The organism is Dellaglioa sp. BT-FLS60 (assembly GCF_054941065.1).
On record NZ_JBSOLI010000027.1, the window covers coordinates 38,287 to 60,242 of the forward strand.

17 protein-coding genes are annotated in these 21,956 nt (G+C 36.0%); all 17 read right to left on the reverse strand.

The window, feature by feature from the left end:
* Positions 1-16 precede the first annotated feature (16 nt).
* The 17 genes from zwf to ACVQ8P_RS01635 all read right to left on the reverse strand — a co-directional run bounded on the left by zwf (position 17) and on the right by ACVQ8P_RS01635 (position 21,949).
* Entirely contained in the window at positions 17-1,504 is a 1,488-nt protein-coding gene (zwf, locus tag ACVQ8P_RS01555; protein WP_462297156.1) for a glucose-6-phosphate dehydrogenase, read from the reverse strand.
* A gap of 168 nt (positions 1,505-1,672) precedes the next feature.
* Positions 1,673-2,032, reverse strand: coding sequence for a preprotein translocase subunit YajC (yajC, locus tag ACVQ8P_RS01560; RefSeq protein WP_462297097.1), 360 nt, complete (start codon positions 2,030-2,032; stop codon positions 1,673-1,675).
* An 84-nt stretch (positions 2,033-2,116) separates the two neighbouring features.
* Entirely contained in the window at positions 2,117-3,262 is a 1,146-nt protein-coding gene (gene tgt / locus ACVQ8P_RS01565; protein WP_462297098.1) for a tRNA guanosine(34) transglycosylase Tgt, read from the reverse strand.
* A gap of 16 nt (positions 3,263-3,278) precedes the next feature.
* Positions 3,279-4,319: a tRNA preQ1(34) S-adenosylmethionine ribosyltransferase-isomerase QueA gene (gene queA / locus ACVQ8P_RS01570; RefSeq protein WP_462297100.1), complete on the reverse strand. Its 1,041-nt coding sequence runs from the start codon at positions 4,317-4,319 to the stop codon at positions 3,279-3,281.
* A gap of 17 nt (positions 4,320-4,336) precedes the next feature.
* Positions 4,337-5,353 carry a Holliday junction branch migration DNA helicase RuvB gene (gene ruvB, locus ACVQ8P_RS01575; RefSeq protein WP_462297101.1) on the reverse strand — a complete coding sequence of 339 codons (1,017 nt, stop codon included), beginning with the start codon at positions 5,351-5,353 and terminating at the stop codon, positions 4,337-4,339.
* A 15-nt stretch (positions 5,354-5,368) separates the two neighbouring features.
* Positions 5,369-5,983 (reverse strand): Holliday junction branch migration protein RuvA, encoded by a 615-nt coding sequence (ruvA, locus tag ACVQ8P_RS01580; protein ID WP_462297102.1) that lies wholly within the window; start codon positions 5,981-5,983, stop codon positions 5,369-5,371.
* 136 nt (positions 5,984-6,119) lie between these two features.
* Positions 6,120-8,087 carry a DNA mismatch repair endonuclease MutL gene (gene mutL, locus ACVQ8P_RS01585; protein WP_462297103.1) on the reverse strand — a complete coding sequence of 656 codons (1,968 nt, stop codon included), beginning with the start codon at positions 8,085-8,087 and terminating at the stop codon, positions 6,120-6,122.
* 16 nt (positions 8,088-8,103) lie between these two features.
* Positions 8,104-10,683: a DNA mismatch repair protein MutS gene (gene mutS, locus ACVQ8P_RS01590; RefSeq protein WP_462297104.1), complete on the reverse strand. Its 2,580-nt coding sequence runs from the start codon at positions 10,681-10,683 to the stop codon at positions 8,104-8,106.
* Positions 10,684-10,710: 27 nt separating this feature from the next.
* Complete coding sequence (locus tag ACVQ8P_RS01595) at positions 10,711-11,511, reverse strand: TIGR00282 family metallophosphoesterase (protein WP_462297106.1); 801 nt, start codon at positions 11,509-11,511, stop codon at positions 10,711-10,713.
* A 129-nt stretch (positions 11,512-11,640) separates the two neighbouring features.
* On the reverse strand, positions 11,641-13,215 hold the full coding sequence (gene rny, locus ACVQ8P_RS01600) for a ribonuclease Y (protein ID WP_462297108.1): 1,575 nt from the start codon (positions 13,213-13,215) through the stop codon (positions 11,641-11,643).
* A gap of 154 nt (positions 13,216-13,369) precedes the next feature.
* The gene (locus tag ACVQ8P_RS01605; protein ID WP_462297110.1) at positions 13,370-14,614 is read right to left on the reverse strand and encodes a competence/damage-inducible protein A; all 1,245 of its coding nucleotides are present in this window, start codon (positions 14,612-14,614) and stop codon (positions 13,370-13,372) included.
* Between the two features lie 63 nt (positions 14,615-14,677).
* Positions 14,678-15,265 carry a CDP-diacylglycerol--glycerol-3-phosphate 3-phosphatidyltransferase gene (gene pgsA / locus ACVQ8P_RS01610; protein ID WP_462297111.1) on the reverse strand — a complete coding sequence of 196 codons (588 nt, stop codon included), beginning with the start codon at positions 15,263-15,265 and terminating at the stop codon, positions 14,678-14,680.
* 59 nt (positions 15,266-15,324) lie between these two features.
* Positions 15,325-16,185, reverse strand: a complete 861-nt coding sequence (locus ACVQ8P_RS01615) for a helix-turn-helix domain-containing protein (RefSeq protein WP_462297113.1) — start codon at positions 16,183-16,185, stop codon at positions 15,325-15,327.
* A gap of 88 nt (positions 16,186-16,273) precedes the next feature.
* Positions 16,274-16,996, reverse strand: coding sequence for an elongation factor P 5-aminopentanone reductase (gene ymfI, locus ACVQ8P_RS01620; protein WP_462297115.1), 723 nt, complete (start codon positions 16,994-16,996; stop codon positions 16,274-16,276).
* A complete protein-coding gene (gene yfmH, locus ACVQ8P_RS01625) occupies positions 16,997-18,301 on the reverse strand; it encodes an EF-P 5-aminopentanol modification-associated protein YfmH (RefSeq protein WP_462297116.1) in 1,305 nt (434 codons plus the stop codon).
* The gene (gene yfmF, locus ACVQ8P_RS01630) at positions 18,301-19,554 is read right to left on the reverse strand and encodes an EF-P 5-aminopentanol modification-associated protein YfmF (RefSeq protein ID WP_462297117.1); all 1,254 of its coding nucleotides are present in this window, start codon (positions 19,552-19,554) and stop codon (positions 18,301-18,303) included. The genes yfmH and yfmF overlap by 1 nt, the downstream gene beginning before the upstream one ends.
* A gap of 118 nt (positions 19,555-19,672) precedes the next feature.
* On the reverse strand, positions 19,673-21,949 hold the full coding sequence (locus tag ACVQ8P_RS01635; protein ID WP_462297118.1) for a DNA translocase FtsK: 2,277 nt from the start codon (positions 21,947-21,949) through the stop codon (positions 19,673-19,675).
* Positions 21,950-21,956 lie beyond the last annotated feature (7 nt).

Genomic DNA, 21,956 nt, shown 5'->3' on the forward strand with positions numbered 1-21,956 from the left:
GAAACGTTACCTCATTTTATTTTTTAGGATTATATATCCAGTAATTACCATCATCTGTCAACAATTTTTCTGATGCATCTGGTCCCATTGAACCACTCTTGTAATTAGGGAAAATAGATTTATCATCGTCATTATTGTGCCATGTATCTAAAATCACATCAGCAATATTCCATGCCTTAGCAACTTCATTCCAATGGGCAAAATTAATTGCGTTACCATTCAATGCATCCAAAATTAATTTTTCGTATGCTTCTGGTGTATTTGCTTTGGTTTCAGGTGAATTAACATAATCTAAATTAGTTTTATTTGTATTAAACCCTTGACCAATTTCTTTCGTATTAATCGTCAATCTAAAGCGTTCATCGGGTTCAACCGTAATGGTTAAGACATCTTTACCTAAATGTTCATGTTCAGCACCTGTTCCAAAAATATTTTTTTCAACATTTTTAAAGACAATATTGATTTCAGTATTTTTTTCAACAAGTCGTTTACCACTTCGAACATAAACGGGGACACCCGCCCAACGATCATTATCAATTGTCAAACGACCAGCAATAAATGTTTCAATCATTGAATCAGGGGCAATTTGTTCTTCATCACGATAAGCTTTTTCAGTTCCAGCTTCATCAGCATCGTATTGGCCACGTACAAAGTTTGCATCAACTTCATCGGGTTTTAAAATATGAATCGCTTTCAAAGCCTTCAATTTTTCTTTACGAATTTCTGACGCAATAAACTCTTTTGGCATGTCCATCGTTAACAATGAAACAACTTGCATAATATGATTTTGGAACATATCACGCATGGCACCACTCGTTTCATAGTAACCACCACGTTCTTCAACACCCAATGATTCACTCAATGTCAATTGAATATTATCGATATACTGGTTATTCCACAACGTTTGCGTAATAATATTACCAAAACGAATAGCTGGAATATTTTGAATCATTTCTTTACCTAAATAATGATCAATTCTAAATATTTGATCTTCTTTAAATGTGTTCCTAATTTCATCATTCAAGTCTTTGGCACTGTCAAAATCATGACCAAATGGTTTTTCAATAATTAAACGATTAAAGCCATTTTCAGTCACTAAATGTTGTGAGCCTAAATGAGTTGCAATCGTCCCGAAAAATTGAGGCGACATTGCTAAGTAAAACATCCGGTTACCTTCAATTTGATATTTAGCATCAAGTTTGTCAGCTAATTTTTTCAAAGTTACATAGTGCGCAACGTCAGTAACATCATGTGATTGATAATAAAAATGTGATGCAAAATCAGCGATTTTAGCTTTATCTTCACTAATATCAATCAATGATTCAGTGACAACATTTTGATAAAAATCATCAGTCCAAGGACGTCGTGCCGTTCCAATAACAGCAAAATTATCATCCAAAAAGCCTTTTTCAAATAACTTAAAAAGAGAGGGGTACAATTTACGTTTTGCTAAGTCACCAGTACCACCAAATATAATAAACAATGCTTTTTGTTGCGTTTCTATCATTTCACACCACTCTCATTTCTTGAGGTCTCAGTCCTCTTTATTAATATCTAATTTAATAGTTTAAGTTTACATTTTATTAGTAAAATAAACAAGAATCTTGGACTTAAAAGACCCAATAAAAAAAGTATTAACTCTGATTACCTCAAAGTTAATACTTGAAAATGATTATTTTTCATCTGAAGAAAATTTATCTTCTTCAACAGTTGCTTCAACAGCAGCATCACTAGTTGTTGTTTCTTCTTTAGCGATATGATCTACTTCAACTGTCTTTGGCATAACACGTGCAATTGCTGAACGTTCGAATGTTAAGAAAATACCATCACAATCAAGCGTAACAGTTTTTGCTTCTTCATCAAAACTATCAATAACACCATGTAAACGACCAATAGTGACAACAGCATCCCCAGGTTTTAATTGGTTCATCATTTCTTGTTGTTTTTGTTGTTGTTTTTTTTGTGGACGAATCATCATGAAATACATCAAGACGAATAAAGCCACAATCATCAAAATACTAGTATATTGCATTAATTAGCCACCTCTATTTTCTTTTTTCTTACTAGACAAGGGTATCAAACTTTTTGACCGAACGCCATACCTATTCAAAAGAATTTAAAAATTCTTAGGATTTTTATCGTAAAATCCATATTGTTCGAAAAATGCTTCACGAAATTCCAATAAATTATCATCCATAATAGCTTGACGAACATCTGCCATCAAATGTGTTAAGAAATATAAATTATGGTAACTCGTTAAACGAATTCCAAACGTTTCATTTGCTTTAATCAAATGACGTAAATAAGCACGCGTATAATTTTTACATGTATAACAATGACAGTTTTCATCTAATGGTCTAAAATCACGTTCATATTTAGCATTTTTAACAACCACACGACCCATTGAAGTCATGGTTGTCCCATTTCTAGCAATCCGTGTTGGCAATACACAATCGAACATATCAATGCCACGTAATACCCCATCAATCAAGGCATCAGCTGAGCCAACACCCATTAAATAACGTGGTTTGTCTTCTGGTAATAAAGGCGTCGTAAAATCTAAGACACGATTCATTTCAGCTTTTGATTCACCCACAGATAACCCACCAATTGAATAACCAGGAAAATCCATCGAAACTAAATCACGTGCACTACGTTCTCTTAAATTACGATGACCTCCACCTTGAACAATTCCAAACAAGGCTTGTTCTTTAGGATTTAAATGAGCTTTAAGACCACGTTCAGCCCAACGACTCGTCCGATCAACTGATTTACTAATATAATCGTAACTTTCCATAAATGGAGGACACTCATCAAAACTCATCATAATATCAGCACCCAAAGCATTTTCAATGTGAATTGCTTTTTCTGGTGATAAGAATAATTTTTCACCATTTAAATGGCTTCTAAACTTAACACCTTCTTCACTAATATCACGCATTTTAGCTAATGAAAAGACTTGAAAGCCACCTGAATCAGTCAAAATACCCTTGTCCCAATTCATGAATTTGTGTAATCCACCGGCTTCTTGCACAATGTCTTCGCCAGGTCGTAACCATAAATGATACGTATTAGATAAAATAATATTAGCCCCTAATTCATCTAATTCTTCAGGCGCCATTGATTTAACTGAAGCTAATGTCCCAACGGGCATAAACATGGGTGTCGGAAATGTGCCATGAGGGGTAATAATTTCACCAAGTCTGGCACCAGTTCGTTTATCTTTTTTAATTAAACGATACTTAATTGCTGGTTCTACCATTTATTAATTCTCCATTCTATTTAATGTACATTGCATCGCCAAAACTAAAGAATCGATATTTAGCCTCAACCGCATGCTTGTACGCATTTAAAATATTTTTTCGTCCTGTAAATGCTGCAACTAACATAACTAACGTTGATTTTGGTAAATGGAAATTAGTGATAAATCCTTCAACAACTTTAAAGTTATATCCAGGTTTAATGAAAATTTCAGTCCAACCACTATCAGCTTGAATAGCGCCATCAAATTTTGACCCAACGGTCTCAAGTGTTCGGATTGATGTTGTTCCGGTTGCGATAATTTTACCATCTGACTTGCGGACATCGTTCAACGTTTTAGCAGCATCTTCTGTTAACCGATAAAATTCACTATGCATTTTATGATCCATAATATTCGTTTCACTAACGGGTCTAAAGGTCCCTAATCCAACGTGCAAGGTTAAGTAGACGAGGTGGACACCTTTAGCTTCAATCTTCTCTAATAAATCTGTTGTAAAATGTAATCCAGCTGTTGGTGCAGCCGCTGAGCCAACTTCTTTTGAATAAACCGTCTGATACATCTCTTGGTCTTCAAGCGTTTCTTTAATGTACGGTGGTAACGGCATTTCACCAAGTTCATTCAGAATCTCCATAAAAATACCCTGATAAGTAAATTGAATCATACGACCACCATGTTCTAATTCTTTGGTAATCGTTGCCGTTAAGCGACCATCCCCAAAACTAATGATAGAACCGACTCTCATTTTCTTGGCAGGTTTCACCAATGTTTCCCAATTGTCGCCGTCAGTATTATTCAAAAGTAACACTTCAATATGACCACCCGTATCAGGTCTAATCCCATGAATTCTAGCTGGCATGACCCGTGAATCATTCATAACAAGCGCATCCCCAGCATGCAATTGATCAATCACATTATAGAAATAATCATCTTTCATTTCACCTGTCTCATGATCCAAAACTAACATCCGCGATGCATCCCGTTTTTCTAATGGCGTTTGCGCAATTAATTCTTGTGGTAACTCATAATCAAAATCTTCTGTACTTAATTGTTTAGTCAAAATAGCGTCACCCTTCTCTATTTATTCTCGTCAAAATCATAAGGTCGATTTAAATGTTCATAGGCTTCCATTGTTGCGACTCGACCTCTCGGTGTTCGTTTGATAAACCCAATTTGCATTAAATAAGGTTCAACCATCTCTGCAATCGTTTCTGTTTCTTCACCAATATTAGCTGCCAACGTGCTTAAGCCAACGGGACCTCCCTGATAGAAGTCAATCATGGTTTCTAACAATTTTCGATCCGTTTCATCTAGTCCACGATTGTCCACAGCTAATAAATTCAGCGCATGGTCAGCTGTTGCTTGATTAATTTCACTTTGGTCGGCAACTTCTGCAAAATCACGAACTCGTTTTAATAAACGGTTCGCAATTCGTGGCGTTCCACGTGAGCGACGAGCTAATTCATGCGCACCACTTTCTTCAATTTTGGTATTGAAGATATCCGCTGAACGAATCACAATTTCTTGTAAATCAGACTGATTATAATAAGCCATGTGTTCAACAATCCCAAAACGATCTCGTAAAGGCGCTGATAAAAGCCCTGCTCGAGTGGTTGCCCCAATCAAGGTAAATGGAGGTAATGGAAAATGGACGGGATGGGCAGTTGGTCCTTGCCCAACAACAATATCCACAAAAAAATCTTCCATCGCTGAGTACAACATTTCCTCAACCATTTTGGGTAGACGATGAATTTCATCAATAAATAAAACATCCCCGGGTTGCAATTCGTTTAAAAGTGCAACAAGATCCCCTGCTTTTTCAATCGCTGGTCCACTCGTTGTCTTAATTGTCACTTGCATTTCGTTAGCAATGACCATCGCAAGTGTTGTCTTTCCTAAACCAGGTGGGCCATAAAGCAACACATGATCAAGCGCTTCTTCACGTTGTCTAGCAGCCTGAATATAGACGCTTAGTTCATTTTTAACTTTATCTTGACCGATATATTGTGATAAAAATTGGGGGCGAAGCGACTTTTCAATGGATTCTTCTTGATTGTCTTCTGGTTCGTTTGAAACAATCCGTTGTTCTGTCATCTTATCGACCTCCTTTTATTTTTTCATTAATAATTTTAAACCTTCTCTAAGATAAGCATCTGTTGAGTCAGCCTCAAATGATTCCAAATTCTTACTAATCGCTTTAATCTCACGTTGAGAATACCCCAAAGCTGATAAAGCTTCAAGACTTTCTTTCAAGAATGGTGAAGCTTGTAATGGAATAAAGTCTAGCGATTGTTGCCCTGGCATTGTCGTTACCTGTCCTTCAATATCATCTAATTTCCCTTTTAAATCAAGTACAATTTGTTGTGCCGTTTTTTTACCAACGCCTGGAAATTTAATTAAATAACTGACATCTTCCGTATTAATCGCATTCACTAACCCACGATGATCATCATTTGCTAAAATTGCGAGCGCACTTTTAGGCCCAATTCCTGAAACATTTAGTAATTTTTCGAATAATTTTTTTTCATCCAAATCATAAAAACCAAATAGTGTCATATCATTTTCACGAATGGCCTGATAGACGAAAACTTTAACCGCTTTTTCGGCATCCTCTTGGTATCTAAATGGATTCGCAGCAAAAATTTGATAGCCAATTCCATTCACTTCTAAAACAAGATAAAAAGGCGTTACCGCCGTTATTTGACCTATAAAATATTCATACATTTCGTTTACCCACTTTTCCTAATCTACATGAATCTGCTCTTAGTATTGTACCATAGACCACCCATTTATACAGACGCATCTGTTCTCACAAAAAAATCAATTATCACCAAATATTTGGCAATAATTGACTCTAATTCTAACCTTCATGACCCGTTTGATGAGACTCTTGAATACGTTTAAAGAAGTGTTCCATATCTTGATTGGAAAAATGAACCAAAACAGGTCGTCCATGTGGACAGTTAAATGGATTTTCAACATTTTTCAGATTTTCAATCAACGCTTTAGCTTGTCGATCATCGAGATGATGATTGGCTTTAATTGCTCGCTTACAGCTCATCATAATAGCTGCTTTTTCTCTAAAGTCAGCAACCGATAACTTCCCATCAGCAAGTAAATAATCAACCATTTCTCTGATTGTACTTTCTTCTTGACCCTCTTTGAACCAAGTTGGATGTTGTCGAATAATAAAACTATTTTGCCCAAAAGGTTCAAGAATCAGACCCACTTTTTCCAATATCTCAGCATGTTCCGTAATAATCATGGCCTCACTTGTCGTATATTCTAGAACGATGGGCACCAATAAATTTTGTAAATCATTGGAAACTTCACCAATTTGTTTACGATAAAACTCATAATTAATCCGTTCTTGCGCAGCATGCTGATCTAAAATGTACAAGCCATCTTCTGATTCCGTAAATAAATAGGTCCCATGCATTTGTCCAATATACTTTAAATCAGGAAATCGCTGTTCACTTTTTTTCGTTATAAATGCTTCTTCATTAATTGTTGATTGTTCCGCCACTGAGTCTTCAATCTGCTCATCAGCTGAAAATGGCGCTACATTCGATTCGTTGGCATATCGCGTTTCAAAATCATTAACGCGTTTTGAATCCAATTGTTCAGCTACTTGAATTGAAATAGGTTCGACAGTTTCTGCCATCTGGTTCAAATCCTCGCTGACAGCAACATCAACCTTAGGACTAACTACTACTGCGACTGGCAAGCTAGATTTGGCTTGATATTTACTTGATGCTTCATTTAAGTCAAATTGTAATTGATCCGTGTCTATTTTTTCACGTTTCTTTGAACTTAAATTTTCCAATGCCTCTGGAATCAAGTTTTCTTTAGCAATTCGTTCATAAATAATTTTTGTAATAAGCTCCGTTAACTCTGGTTCTTTACTCAATCGAACTTCTTGTTTAGTTGGATGCACATTCACATCAACCAGCAAAGGGTCTAATTGAATATTCAAAACTGTAATGGGGTAGCGACCCACCATCAATTTTGACCCATAACCTTTGATAATGGCTTTATTCAAATTAACATTTTTAACATATCGACCATTAATTAAAATCGAAATAAAGTGACGTCCAGCACGAGTTAATTCTGGCAATGACGTATAGCCACTGACTTTAAAATCTAAATCATGCCCACTAAATGCAAGCATTTGGCGCGCACTTTTAACCCCATAAATAGCAGAAATGGTCTGTTGTAACTGTCCATTACCGGTTGTTTTCAGTAATTCTTTACCATCATGAGTTAAAGAAAATGAAATACTCGTGTGACTCATTGCCAACCGATTCATCATGTCACTAATAACTGACATTTCTGTTTGCAATGATTTAACATATTTTAACCGAGCAGGTGTATTAAAAAATAAGTCAGAGACGGTCATTTCCGTTCCTCTTCGACTAGCTGACGCTTTTTCATCAACTATCTCACCACCATTTACGGCAATCAAAGCACCAGACTGCCCTTCTACGGCTGTATTTAAGGTCACTTTAGCAACTGACGCAATACTAGGTAAAGCTTCACCACGGAAACCTAACGTCCTAATTTTAAATAAATCTTCCCTTGTCGTAATTTTACTGGTGGCATGTCGTTTGAATGCATTCTCAACCTGAGAGGCTTCGATGCCATCACCGTTATCAATTACCTTAATTGATTTAAGTCCAGCTTCCTCAACCATGACATCAATTTGCGTACTATTCGCATCAATCGCATTTTCAACTAATTCTTTCACAACAGATGCAGGTCTTTCAACCACTTCACCAGCCGCAATTTGGTCCGCTAAAATTGTAGGTAGTTCAATTATTTTCGCCATTTAATCACCTTCAGCTCTATTTGTTCAATTTTTCTTGCCAATCATATAAGACGTTCATGATATCTCTTGGCGTCATATTCATCAAGTTAAGTGCTTTAAGCTCATCCATAACCGCTGATTGCTCTTTTGAGAAGCCTTCAGCAGAAAACAAGGAGAGTTGCCCCTCATCTTCATTAATCGTCGATGGCGCCTCTGGTTCAACATCAACTTGCTGATTTTTCAATTCTAAATCAGCTAATATTAACGTTGCTCGACTCAATAATTCTGGTGGCATCCCCGCTAATTTAGCAACGTGAATCCCATAAGATTTATCTGCAGCGCCTTCTTGAATTTTGTGTAAGAAAACCAATTCGCCATTTTTCTCAATAGCACCGACATGGACATTTTTCAAAGAAGTAACTGTTTCTTCAAGCACTGTTAATTCATGATAATGCGTTGAAAAAAGGGTCTTAGCGTGAACATGTTTATCTACATACTCAATAATCGCTTGCGCAAGCGCCATCCCGTCATACGTTGCCGTCCCTCGACCGAGCTCATCGAATAAAATTAAACTATTTTCAGTCGCATTTTCGATTGCTTGATTGGCTTCTTTCATTTCAACCATAAACGTACTTTGTCCTGAAATTAAATCATCAGCTGCACCAATTCGTGTAAAAATTTGATCAAAGATTGGCATTTTAGCCGCTTCCGCAGGCACAAAACAGCCAATCTGAGCCATTACAACCGTTAAAGCTAACTGTCGCATGTACGTACTTTTACCGGACATATTAGGTCCCGTAATTAATAAGATATCCAGTGTTTCCGGCATCTTCACATCATTTGGAATGTAACTTTGTTTCCCCATCACTTTTTCGACAACCGGATGCCAGCCAGCCGTAATAGCCAGTTGATGACCTTCTTTTAATAATTGTGGTTTCACAAAATGAGACTCTTCACTGACAACAGCAAAACTTTGTAAGACATCTAAAGTCGCAATTCCTTGAGCTAATAGCTGTAAGCGCTCAATCGATTTTTTAACCGTTTCTCTAATTTCAACAAATAATTTATACTCTAAATCAACGGCTTTACTTTCAGCACCTAAAATAATACTTTCACGTTCTTTTAGTTCAGGAGTAATGTAGCGTTCAGCATTAGTTAACGTCTGTTTACGTTCATATCTATCCTTTGGCACTTGGGCAATATTAGACTTAGTCACTTCAATAAAATAACCAAAAACACGATTAAATCCAATTTTAAGATTTTTAATTCCTGTCAATTGACGTTCGTTAGCTTCCATTTCAGCTAGCCATTGTTTCCCATTTTTCATAGCATCTTGATAGACATCCAATTGATCATGATAGCCTGCTTTAATTAAATGCCCGTCGGTAACCGACAATGGCGGTTCATCAACAATGGCCCGTTCAATCAAATTAGCAACATCATCAACTGGATCTAATTTATCAATCACATCAGAAAAGGTACCATCATTAATTTCATCTAACACATATTTAATTTTTGGGACTTGTCTGAGCGATAATTTAAGTTGGACTAAGTCACGCCCATTAACGCTACCAAAAGCGACACGTCCTGCCAATCTTTCCAAATCATAAACTTTGACCAACTCTTCTTGTAACGTGCTTCGTTCAAAATAATGATTAATTAATAAATCAACTTTATTTTGACGATCCAAAATTTCAGCATAATTAATCAACGGTCTGTCAATCCACTGTTTAAGTAATCGACCACCCATCGCTGTTTTCGTCTCATCTAGCAACCATAATAAAGTCCCTTGTTTTTTACCCGTTCGAATATTTTGCATTAATTCTAAATTGTATTTTGAATAATGATCCATTTTCAAAAAGAACTCAGGTTCATAATGAACGGCTTTTTGTAAATGATCTAAACTTCTTTTTTGAGTCACCGAAAGATAGGTCAATAAATCAGTAACCACCGCAATTTCCAGAGAATCCGTTAGCTCTTGAACAGCATAACTTGATTCAGCACGGTTCTCACCAACTTCTTGCTTTGAAAGCATAATATTTAATTTCCCCAAAGTTTCAATTGTTTCATCAGATAAACTACTATTAATAACAATTTCTTTCGTTCTTAAACTCATTAATTCGTTAATTAAATTATCTAAATTACTCAAACGACTCGTTTTTAATTCACCTGTTGATAAATCAACGTAAGCAAAGCCAAAGACACCTGCTTCTTCAATTACAGCCGTTAAATAGTTATTTTCTTTAGACTCATTCACACCGTTATCCATCGTTGTTCCTGGTGTCACAAGCTGAACAACTTCACGTTTAACCATTCCTTGAGCTAATTTAGGATCTTCAACCTGTTCACAAATAGCGACTTTGTACCCTTTTTCAACCAAAATATCGATATAATTTTGAGCAGCATGATGGGGCACACCACACATTGGAATCGGATCGTCTGCTTTTTTATTCCGCGTTGTTAGCGTTAATTCAAGCAGTTGTGAGCCTTTAATGGCATCATCATAAAATAATTCATAAAAATCACCAAGACGGTAAAACAAAAAAGCATCAGGATACTGTGCTTTAATGTCAAAATATTGAATCATCATTGGTGTCTGTTTTGTTTTTTGCGGCATAGTTTGAGATGCCTCCTATATTCTAATTTAGTCCATGAAGGGATGATCATCATTAATTAAAACAGGGAAAATTTTCTTTGCATGTCCCGTTTTGTCATCAATATCAATCACACAAGCAGATAATGTTTGACGCCCTGTTTCATCTACTTCAAAACGTGTAGGCATTTGTGATAAGAAACGTCCAATAACATTTTCACGTTTCATCCCTAAAATACCATCATAAGGTCCTGTCATACCAACATCTGACATGAACGCAGTCCCTTTAGGTAACACACGTGCATCATTTGTTGGGACATGGGTATGCGTGCCAACCACAGCTGAAACTTGCCCATCTAAGAACCAAGCAATCGCTTCTTTTTCACTCGTTGTTTCTGCATGAAAATCGATGAAAATAAAATCAGTTTCTTTTTTTACGTCTTCCAAAATATCTTGGACAACCGCAAATGGATCATCTGAAGGTGTCATGAAAACACGTCCCTGTAGATCAATCACAGCCAATTTTTGTTGGTTAATATTAATAATTGTATGGCCAATTCCGGGAACTTGATTTGCTGAAAAGTTTGCCGGTCTAATGAGTTTTTTCGCACTACCAATAAAATCCTGAATATCTCGGTTATCCCAAGTATGATTACCCATTGTAACCACATCAGCACCTGATTGAAGAAAGGCTTTATAAACAGATTCATTAATACCGCGGCCTTTTGTTGCATTTTCACCATTTACAATAGTCGCTTGTGGATGAAATTTTCTTTTTAATTTTGGTAAATACTCTTTAATCATTTGTTGGCCTGAATCGCCAACCACATCTCCGACAAATAATAAACGCATGGTTGTCCTCTTTTCTTATATATAGACCTAGTTTACCATTTTTTCATTTTAATAGACATGCGATTAAAAGGGTTACTAGCCAAAAAGTGGTGATTTAAGAAATTAATCTTAAATCACCACCATTTTTATTTATTTTGCGTACTCAATTGCTCTTGTTTCTCGAACAACAGTCACCTTAATGTGTCCTGGATATTCGAGTTCATCTTCAATTCTATTTTTAATATCTCTAGCTAAAACAGTTGCTTGAATATCATTAACTTCATTTGGCGTGACAATAACACGTACTTCACGACCAGCTTGAATAGCATAACTCTTCTGAACACCCTTAAATTCATGGGTAATATCTTCGAGTTTTTCAAGTCTATGAATATAATTTTCTAATGATTCACTTCGTGCACCCGGTCTTGCGGCTGAAACAGCATCAGCTGCTGCCACAAGAATAGCAATCGTATATTTAGCTTCAACATCACCATGATGTGAGGCAATGGTGTTAATCACAACATCATTTTCTTTATACTTCTTAGCTAATTCAAGACCAATTTCCACATGTGAACCATCAACTTCATGATCAACTGCTTTTCCAATATCATGTAATAATCCTGCGCGTTTTGCTAATGTCACATCTTCACCCAATTCAGCGGCTAACACACCTGCTATCTTGGCAACTTCAATAGAATGGGTCAATACATTTTGCCCATAACTTGTTCGATAATTCAATCGACCAATTGTTTTAATTAAGTCTGGATGAATTGTATGAAGTCCGAGATCAAAGGTTGTTTGTTCACCCAATTCACGAATCTTCTCATCCATTTCTTTACGTGATTTTTCAACCATTTCTTCGATTCGTGCCGGATGAATCCGACCATCTTGAATTAATTTTTCAAGGGTCATTTTGGCAATTTCACGACGAACTGGATCAAACCCACTTAAAACGACTGCTTCAGGCGTATCATCGATAATTAAATCAATCCCCGTTAAGGTCTCTAATGTTCGAATATTACGTCCTTCACGGCCAATGATACGACCCTTCATTTCATCATTTGGCAAGGTAACTAATGAAACAGTTGTTTCAGAAACCATGTCAGCTGCACTTCTTTGAATAGCTTGAGCAACTAAATCTTTAGCATTACGATCAGCTTCTGATTTAGCTTGCTTGTCACTTTCCTTAATCATGACAGCTCGTTCATGACTCAATGATTCTTTGGTATCGTCCATAATAATAGTTTGTGCTTGTGTTTGTGTTAGAGAAGCAACTCTTTCAAGTTCTTCTTGTTGTGCCTGAATAAGTGAAGTAGCTTCTTGTTGTTTTGTGTCAATCAGTTTTTGGTCAGACGTTACTTTTTTCTCTTTATTCTCTAGCGTTTGTTCGCGTTTATCTAGTGCGCCATCTTTACGATCTAAAGTTTCTTCACGTTGAATCACTCGATTTTCTTGCTTTTGAATCTCTGAACGTCGTTCCTTTAACTCATTGTCTATTTTATCACGATAACTTTGACTTTCTTCTTTAGCTTCTAGAACAGCTTCTTTTTTTTGAGTCTCAGCATCTTTCTTTGCACTTTGTAAAATACCTTCAGCCGTATGTGTTGCGACATCAAGTGTTTTTTCGAAATTTGACTTTCTATATGCAATTCCAATAAAAATTCCAACAACTAAAGCGATAATAGCGATGATAGCGATGATTAATACGGTTATTATAACTCCCATACAATTCCACCTCCGCATCATCAAATAATGATTAATTTAGCTAATCATAAATTTTTAGATGTTTTTTATTTTGTTCATATACACTTTAGTATTTTACGGTTAATTGCCCCCCGCTGTCAACAACAATCCATTTTCATTTTTAATAATTCACTCATTAATTTGCCAGAATTTCATCGAATATCCATTTAAGCCCGCTTAAAACACTTCTTTGTCTAATTGTTTCTCGATTACCAGCAAAATGAAATTGTTTTGCCATAACAGGATTTCCTTTGACAGCTAGTCCAATCCAAACCGTTCCGACTTTTTGGCCTTCAAGCTCATCTGGACCTGCAACGCCAGTAAATGAAATTGCAATATCTGTTTTCATTTTACGTTGCGTTTGAGTCGCCATTTGCTTTGCAATTTCTTGGCTAACAACACCATCTTTTTCAATATCTGCAGCTTGAACACCTAAGAGTTCTGTTTTAGCTGCATCCGCATAAGTCACAAATCCACCAGGATAAATAGTTGAAACGCCTGGTATTTCTGCCAATGTACTTTGAAATAAGCCTGCTGTTAAACTCTCTGCCGCAGAAACCGATAGCTTCTTTTCAATTAATTTAGTGACGACCACATTTTGTAAAGAATTCTGATCCCCATAACCATAAAAATAGTCACCAACTCTGGATAAGACACGCTTTTCCATTTCGTTAATTAATTTTTCAGTCGATTGACCTTCCGCACCACTTGCCGTAATTCGTAAAGTGACTTCATTTGTTTTAGCATAAGGCGCAATTGTAGGATTTGTTTGTGATTCTATTATATCTTGCAATTCTGTCACTAATTTTGACTCACCTATTCCAAAGAAACGTAACACCTTTGATTCAAGATGACTATTCAAGTTGTATTCCCTCTCTAACAAAGGCACAACCTCTCTATTAAACATGGTTTTTAATTCCTTAGGTGGTCCGGGTAAAAGTAGAAAATCGCATGCAGCACCTTTATAAAAATCACCAACAGCCATACCAGCATGATTTTTAATTGGTTCTGATTTATCAATGTATAGCGCTTGTAATTTATTATTTTCAGTCATTTGTCGACCTGTTTGCGCAAAGTGTTCTTCAATTTTCGTCATGGCTTCAGTGTCTTCAATTAATGTTTCATTCAAAAACTTAGCGACCATTTGTTTCGTTAAATCATCTTCTGTTGGTCCAAGTCCTCCAGAAAGGATAACTAAATCATTACGTTTAGAAGCCATTTCAATGGCCTCTAGCATTCGTTCTTCATTATCACCAACAACTGTCTGGTAAAAGACATTAACGCCCAAATTAGCTAATTTTTCAGCCAAAAAAGCACTATTCGTATTCACAATTTGTCCTAATAATATTTCTGTTCCAACTGCAATTATCTCTGCATGCATGATGTTGCCTCCTAGTTTTAATTAAAAAAGACTAAAACCTTAATCGTTTTAGTCTAACTATTTTTATTTTTCAAATGAATCTGAGAAAATCGCTCTGTTTTGAACAAAGTAATCGATACCTGAATAAATGGTAAAGAATAAGCAAATATAGAGGAGAATCGCAGCCATTGGCACATTGATTGCTGCAAATAGAACATTATTTAAGAATAATAAAATAATGGCAAGCATTTGCGTTGTCGTTTTGATTTTACCTGGCATAGCAGCAGCCAGCACCTGTCCGTCGTTTTCAACAATAATCAAGCGTAAACCAGTCACAGCAAGTTCACGACATACAATAATTGCAGCAACCCATGAAGGCACTTGATTAAAGGCAACCAGGATAATAAATGCCGTCATCACAAGCATTTTATCTGCTAATGGATCAGCAAATTTACCAAAATTAGAAACTAAATGTTGACGACGTGCAATTTGACCGTCTAAAAAATCAGTTAATGAAGCGGCCGCAAAGATAATAGCGCCAACTAAATGTGTCACTTGAATCTGAGTGCCAACCCAAGTAACTGTTCCCCAATCAAGTGGGAGTAGTAACACCAACATAAAGATTGGAATAAGTATAATTCGCACAACCGTTAATTTATTTGGTAAATTCATCATTGATCCCCTTTTAAAAAATTGTCAACAACACGATATCTGTTGTTGACAATTTTGGCTTATTTAATATTTATAGTAACCGTTCTAACTTGTAAGGTTGCATTAGTTTTCATAAAATCAAGTGTTTTGCCATTAATTGTAATTTTCATGGCTGGTGCATTCCCAAAACTAAAGACAACTGCCTTTACCCCTGCTGGAATAGTTACATTAGCACTTGCGTCTGACACAAGTGTTGCTTGCCATAACTGTGTACCATCGGCTGTCACAGAACTCCATGCAGCACTACCAGAAGCCGTCAACTTAATTTTAGAAGTTGTTGGTGCATTTTCCATTGTATAAACACTGTTTGTACCAGAATCTGAAACATACGTTAATTTTTGTGTTTTCTTTACTTTCTTAGAAGAAGAACTTGAGCTTGTTTTTGCTGACTCAGAACTTGACTGTTTAGCTTTGGCCTTTGAATCTGTTGATACAGACACTTTAGAGCTTGAGCTTTCAATTTGAGTATCTGTGTTTTTATTGTTCAACGTCACGCCATAAATGGTTCCTAAAATACCTAATACAATTACAACAATAATAATGGTTGGTAAGTATGACATAAACTTGTCAATCTTGCCGTCCTTAGGCATTTTAGCAGATTTTTCAGACCGTGATGCCTGTTCCTTTGCAACCATTTTTTCTTGCGCATCAGGAAGTGTTTCATTGAATTCTTTTAGTAAGTCATCCGCATCCAAATCAACGGTTTCCGCATACTGTTTAACAAATGCACGCACATAAAAATCTCCTGGTAAATCAGAAAATTTTTCATCTTCAATTGCAATCAAATAACGTTTTTGAATTTTCGTCATTTGTTGTAAATCATCTATCGTATAGCCTTTATTTATTCTTGCTTCTTGTAATGTTTTTCCAATTTCACTCATGTCTAATTCTCCACTTGATTTAATAGTTAACCCTCTAAATATTAGTATAACATAGTCAGTATAAGCAATTTATTAAAATTTTATTATTTTATTTCAACCATCCGCCAGAGACATAGATTGTTTGACCGGTGAGGTATCCTGCCTCTTTAGCCAACAATTGTTTTACCCAAAATCCAATTTCTTCGGGGTGAGCAAAGCGTCCCATGGGAATGTCACTTGAAATGGCTTCCCTTGCCTCTTCAGAGAATTGCTGATTCATTTTTGTATCAACCGCACCTGGTGCCACAACATTAACTGTGATCCCTAATGAAGCAACTTCCTTACTATATGCACTTGAAAAAGACGACAGCGCACCTTTGACCGTACTGTATAACACTTCCATCGGACTACCAACGCCACCATAAATCGAACCAATAAAAACAATTCGACCAAAGTGATTTTGGGCTAACTTCGATTCCAATTGCTGAATAACTGCCAATGGTGTTTGTACTTGCATTTTCATCATTTTATCTAAATCAGCCATTGGGGCTTCATTAAATAAATGATACGAGGTTGTCCCCTCAGCAAATATTAAAGCATCAACGGAAAACAACTGCGAAGTAACGGTTTCAATATCATCCGCAGTCATGTCATATTGCAGCGTCAAAAAATCTTGCTTTGGATATTTTTGTGTGAGCTCTTGTGTCAATTTCGTCATGGCTTCTTCATTTCGATAATAATGCAACGTCAATGACCAACCAACATCAGCCAATTGTCGTGCAATCATTTGTCCAATATCACCAGACGCACCGAAAATAACTGCCCAACTCATTTATTTATCCTCTTTAGCCATAATTTGGTAAACACTCATGGCTTCAGAACGAATAAAGTCTTTAGCACCTTGTCGAACTTGATCCAACGTCATATTTTCAATAATTGGTGCTCTATCAAAGACAGTTGCATCAGCAAACAAGTCACCATCATATTGATTTGCAATACTTTCAAGCGAATTCATTGATTGAATTGATTGTCCTAACATCTCACGTTTAGCCAATTCAAACTGTTCATCAGCATCAGAAAGATAATCCGCTGCATTTTCTAAAATATGAATAATAGCATCTGATAATTTTTGTGGATCGTCAGTATCGCCACTAATGCTGGCAAAATGAAAGCCACGTTCAATTTCAAATTCATAACCAAATGAATCATCTAATATACCTTCATCATATAATTTCATATATTGCAGTGCCGTATCACCAAATAGAAGATAAAGAAGCATATGAATTGTTTCCTTATACTTCAAGCCATCACGACCTTCTGGTACGTCATCTAGCCCTTTAATCCCCACGATTGTTTTAGCACGTTGGATAGGCATTTCAGCTGCACGATATGGCATAATATCCGAACCGTCAACTTGAATTTCAGGAATTGCTCGTTTAATTGATTCTGCTGCTTCTGGGAAAGTTTTACGGCTTTGATTAGCTTTAATTAAGGCTAATGTCTCTTCGGGATCCACATTACCAACAATAAATAAGTTCATATTACTTGGATGATAAAAAGTTTCGTAACATTTATATAAATCATCTGCAGTAATCTTATTAATCGATTCAACGGTTCCTGCAATGTCACTGCTGACAGGATGATTAGGATAAAGGTTACCCAAAATACCAAAATATAAGCGCCAATTAGGATCATCATCGTACATTTGAATTTCTTGTCCAATAATGCCTTTTTCTTTTTCAACCGTTTCAGGTGTAAAGTAAGGATCTTGTACAAAATCTAGTAACGTTTCAATGTTTTCAGGAACATGATTAGCACTTGAGAATAAGTAGCTTGTACGTGTAAAACTCGTAAAGGCATTTGCACTAGCACCATATTCACCAAACAAATCAAAAGCATCATGATCCGCTTTTTCAAACATTTTATGTTCCAAGAAATGTGCAATACCGTCTGGCACATGCACCATGTCTTCTTCACCGATTGGGACGAAGACACTATCTACTGAACCATAATTAGTCGTAAAAATACCGTAAGTTTTATGAAATCCCTTACGAGGTAAAATATTTACTTTTAGCCCATTTTCTAACGTTTCTGTATACAATATTTCGTCAAACTGCGGATATTCTAATGATTGCATTACTTGATTTCTCCATTCAAAAAGAAGATTGCTTGTAACTTTACATCACGAGCGATGGCTTGAACGGCAGCTTTATCCACGCTATTAATGCCGTCTATCCATTCCGTTGTACTGACTTTTGTCTGTGTCAATTGATCAACCATCGATTGGTTGATTAATGCCATTTGTGAGTCAAGGCTACTTTGAAATTGATTAATCATCGTCATTTTTGTTTTATTTAATAACTCATCACTGATATCTCCAGCAATAATGTCATCTAACTGTTGTTGAACAATTTCGATAACTTTGTCTTTGTTTTGCGATTCAATCCCTGTTTGTACGGTTAAGATCCCTCTAAAAGTATCTAATGAGCTGCTTGCATAATAGGCCAAGCTAGCTTTTTCACGGACATTTACAAATAATTTAGCTAATGGTGACCCACCAAAAACGCCATTAAAAATAAGGCCTGCATAATAACTGTTTTCTCTATAATAAACTGGCAATTGGTACGCCATATTTAATTTACCTTGAGTTACTGCTTGCGTTTCCGTTTTAGACACAACTTCTTTGATTTCTTGGTGATAAAAAATAGGAATCATTTCAAATTCTCTAGGTGTAAATGGTAACAGGTTAACGGTCTCTTCAGTTTGCGCTTCATCCAATTCACCAAGCACAAAAATATCAATGCGGTTAGTTGCCAACATTTGTTTGTAATAATCAAATAAACTTGTTGCCGTTATCTTTTCGATAGCTTCAACAGTGCCATAACTTGGAACAGCTTGATCATTTTGGAAATAAAGTTTTTGTAATTCTAATCCAGCGTATGATTGTTTGTCATCACTAATACTTCTGATTGACATCATCAAATTTTCTTTTTGACGTTTAAATGTTTCTTCATCAAAATGACCATCTGTCACCATTGGATTAAAAATAATTTCTTTAATAAAATCAAAAATTTCTTTTAAACTATCTGTTTTATGTTCTAAAAATTTATCATTTACGCCGTTAAAAATTAAACTAATAACATGGTAGTTTCCTTTTTTGCTAACGGTAATACCAAAACTTGCACCATAAAGTTCTGATAATTTTTCTGATAATTTTTGTTGAGACGGGTATTTTTCACTACTAATCTCTAATAAGTTAGCTAATAGCATACGTTCTGCTGAATTTTTTTCTGATAAAGGTGCAACAAAGTTAATCACAATTCTATTTGTTTTAAATTGATTATTTTCAATAACGGTTAAGTTAATCCCAGTTTTTAATTGTTTACGCACAAAAATGTGCCTCCTTTTAATCGGACGTTCTTCTACTATAATAATTGAAAGACTAATGAAACACAAATTTAATTATTTCGTAACAAGCTGTCTAAAATAAGCAAAAAAACTGATGACCCTAATTTGGGCTATCAGTTTCTTCGTTTATTAAAACTTTACGTGGCTTACTTCCTTCTGGTGGTCCAACAATTCCTTTAGCTTCCATCTCATCAACAATTCTAGCAGCTCGATTATAGCCAATTCTAAATCGTCTTTGTAACATAGAGACACTGCAAGATTGCTCATGTGCGACTAATTTAACAGCATCACCATATAATTCATCTTCTGAATCAGCAGATGCCCCTGAACTGGCCGTTTCTTCATCTGTCACAATCATTGTTTCATCGTATTGAGGGTCTTGTTGTTCTTTAATGAATGAAATAACACTTTCAACATCTTTATCTGAAATATACGCATCTTGTACACGGATAGGTTTGTTCATCCCCATTGGTAAGAACAGCATATCCCCACGTCCTAAGAGTTTTTCAGCCCCATTACTATCAATAATTGTTCTCGAATCAATCCCACTTGAAACAGCAAAAGCCATTCGTGATGGCACATTCGCTTTAATTAATCCCGTAATAACATCAACAGATGGCCGTTGTGTTGCCAAAATCATATGAATGCCAGCAGCTCTAGCCATTTGCGCCAAACGAATAATAGCATCTTCAACTTCATTTGAAGCAACCATCATCAAATCTGCCAATTCATCAACAATAACAACAATATAAGGTAACGTGGCTCTTTTCTGCCCATCCTGCTCATTTTCTTGTATAATCATTTGATTATATCCCGAAATATTCCGTTGACTAGCATCCGCAAATAACTCATAACGTCTTTCCATTTCAGAAACAACTTTATGTAAAGCCCGTGATGCTTTCTTAGGATTAGTCACAACAGGCGTTAATAAATGGGGAATACCATTATAAACACCCAATTCAACTTTTTTAGGATCAATCAACATGAACTTAACCTGATTTGGCTTCGTGTTCATTAATAAACTCGTGATAATCCCGTTAATTGCGACTGATTTACCACTCCCTGTTGATCCAGCAATCAGTAAATGAGGCATCGTTGTTAAGTCTGCTGTCACTAGTTGACCTGAAACATCCCGACCTAAAGGAACCTCAAGCACTTTGTCTGGTTTGGGATTCTTTTGTTGAGATTCAACAACATCCCTAAATGATACCATCGAAATTTTAGTATTGGGGACTTCAATCCCAATTAGTGCTTTACCAGGAATTGGGGCTTCAATTCGAATATCTTTAGCAGCAAGTGCCAAGGCTAAATCATCCGCCAAATTGACAATTTTGCTAACTTTCACACCAATTGCCGGATGCAATTCGTATTCGGTAACCGATGGCCCTAAGCTCACACTTTTAATCTCGACGTCAACACCAAAGCTTTCAAACGTTTGTTTCAATATTTTGGTGTTTTTTTCAATTGTTTTATATTCACTACTTTGGTCTTCTTTTGGAATCTTGGTCAATAACGTTACTGGTGGCAACTGATAATCTTCATTATCATCAGCCATCCCGTTAGACACCAAAGGTTCATTATCAGATTCGACTATTTCTGAATCTGGTTCTTGTTGTGTAATAATTGGCGGTTGATCAATCGTCACTTCTGGTTCAATTTTTACTTTCTCAACTTTAGGTACCTGATCAGCTAATGGTTTCGGTTTGTCATCAACCTGATTTTCTTTTTCTTCCTGTCGTTCTTCTTTAAAATTATCAATTGCCACTTTAGTCCGGCGTAAGCCTTCTCTTGACCATGCAACAATGACATTAAAGTAACGATGTACCGTATACATGACTTCTGAAAAAGATAAATCAAAAATAATAAATAAGCCCGCTAAAATGAAAAGTGTGCTCACAATATAGGTTCCTGCTTGTGACACTAAAAAGTATGATAATTGGTATAAACTCGCCCCAATCATCCCGCCACCAACAGTTGAATTAACTGAGGACTGTTTAAAGTCAGACACAAGCGTCTGCCATGTGTATTGAATAAATTGGCTATGTACAGATGAATGGCCGACAAACCAGGCTTCAAAGAAGACTAAGACGCCAATGTATAACACAACGCCTCCCCAACTAATTCGTTTTTTAAATTTTGGTTCTTTACCCATAATCATTAAATAGCTGCCATACACACCAAGAATTAATAATGCAAATTGATACGTATTTCCAACAAATAAGCGAAAGACGTTAGCGAATAAGTTCCCCAAATATCCCAGCGTTAGGACGCCAAGAATCCCAAATAATAAAAATATGACACCAATTATATTTTTAGAAAATTTGTATTGAACTGTTTTTTTGGTTGTTCTTTTTTTTGTTTTCTTTTTTTGAGCCAAAACAGTT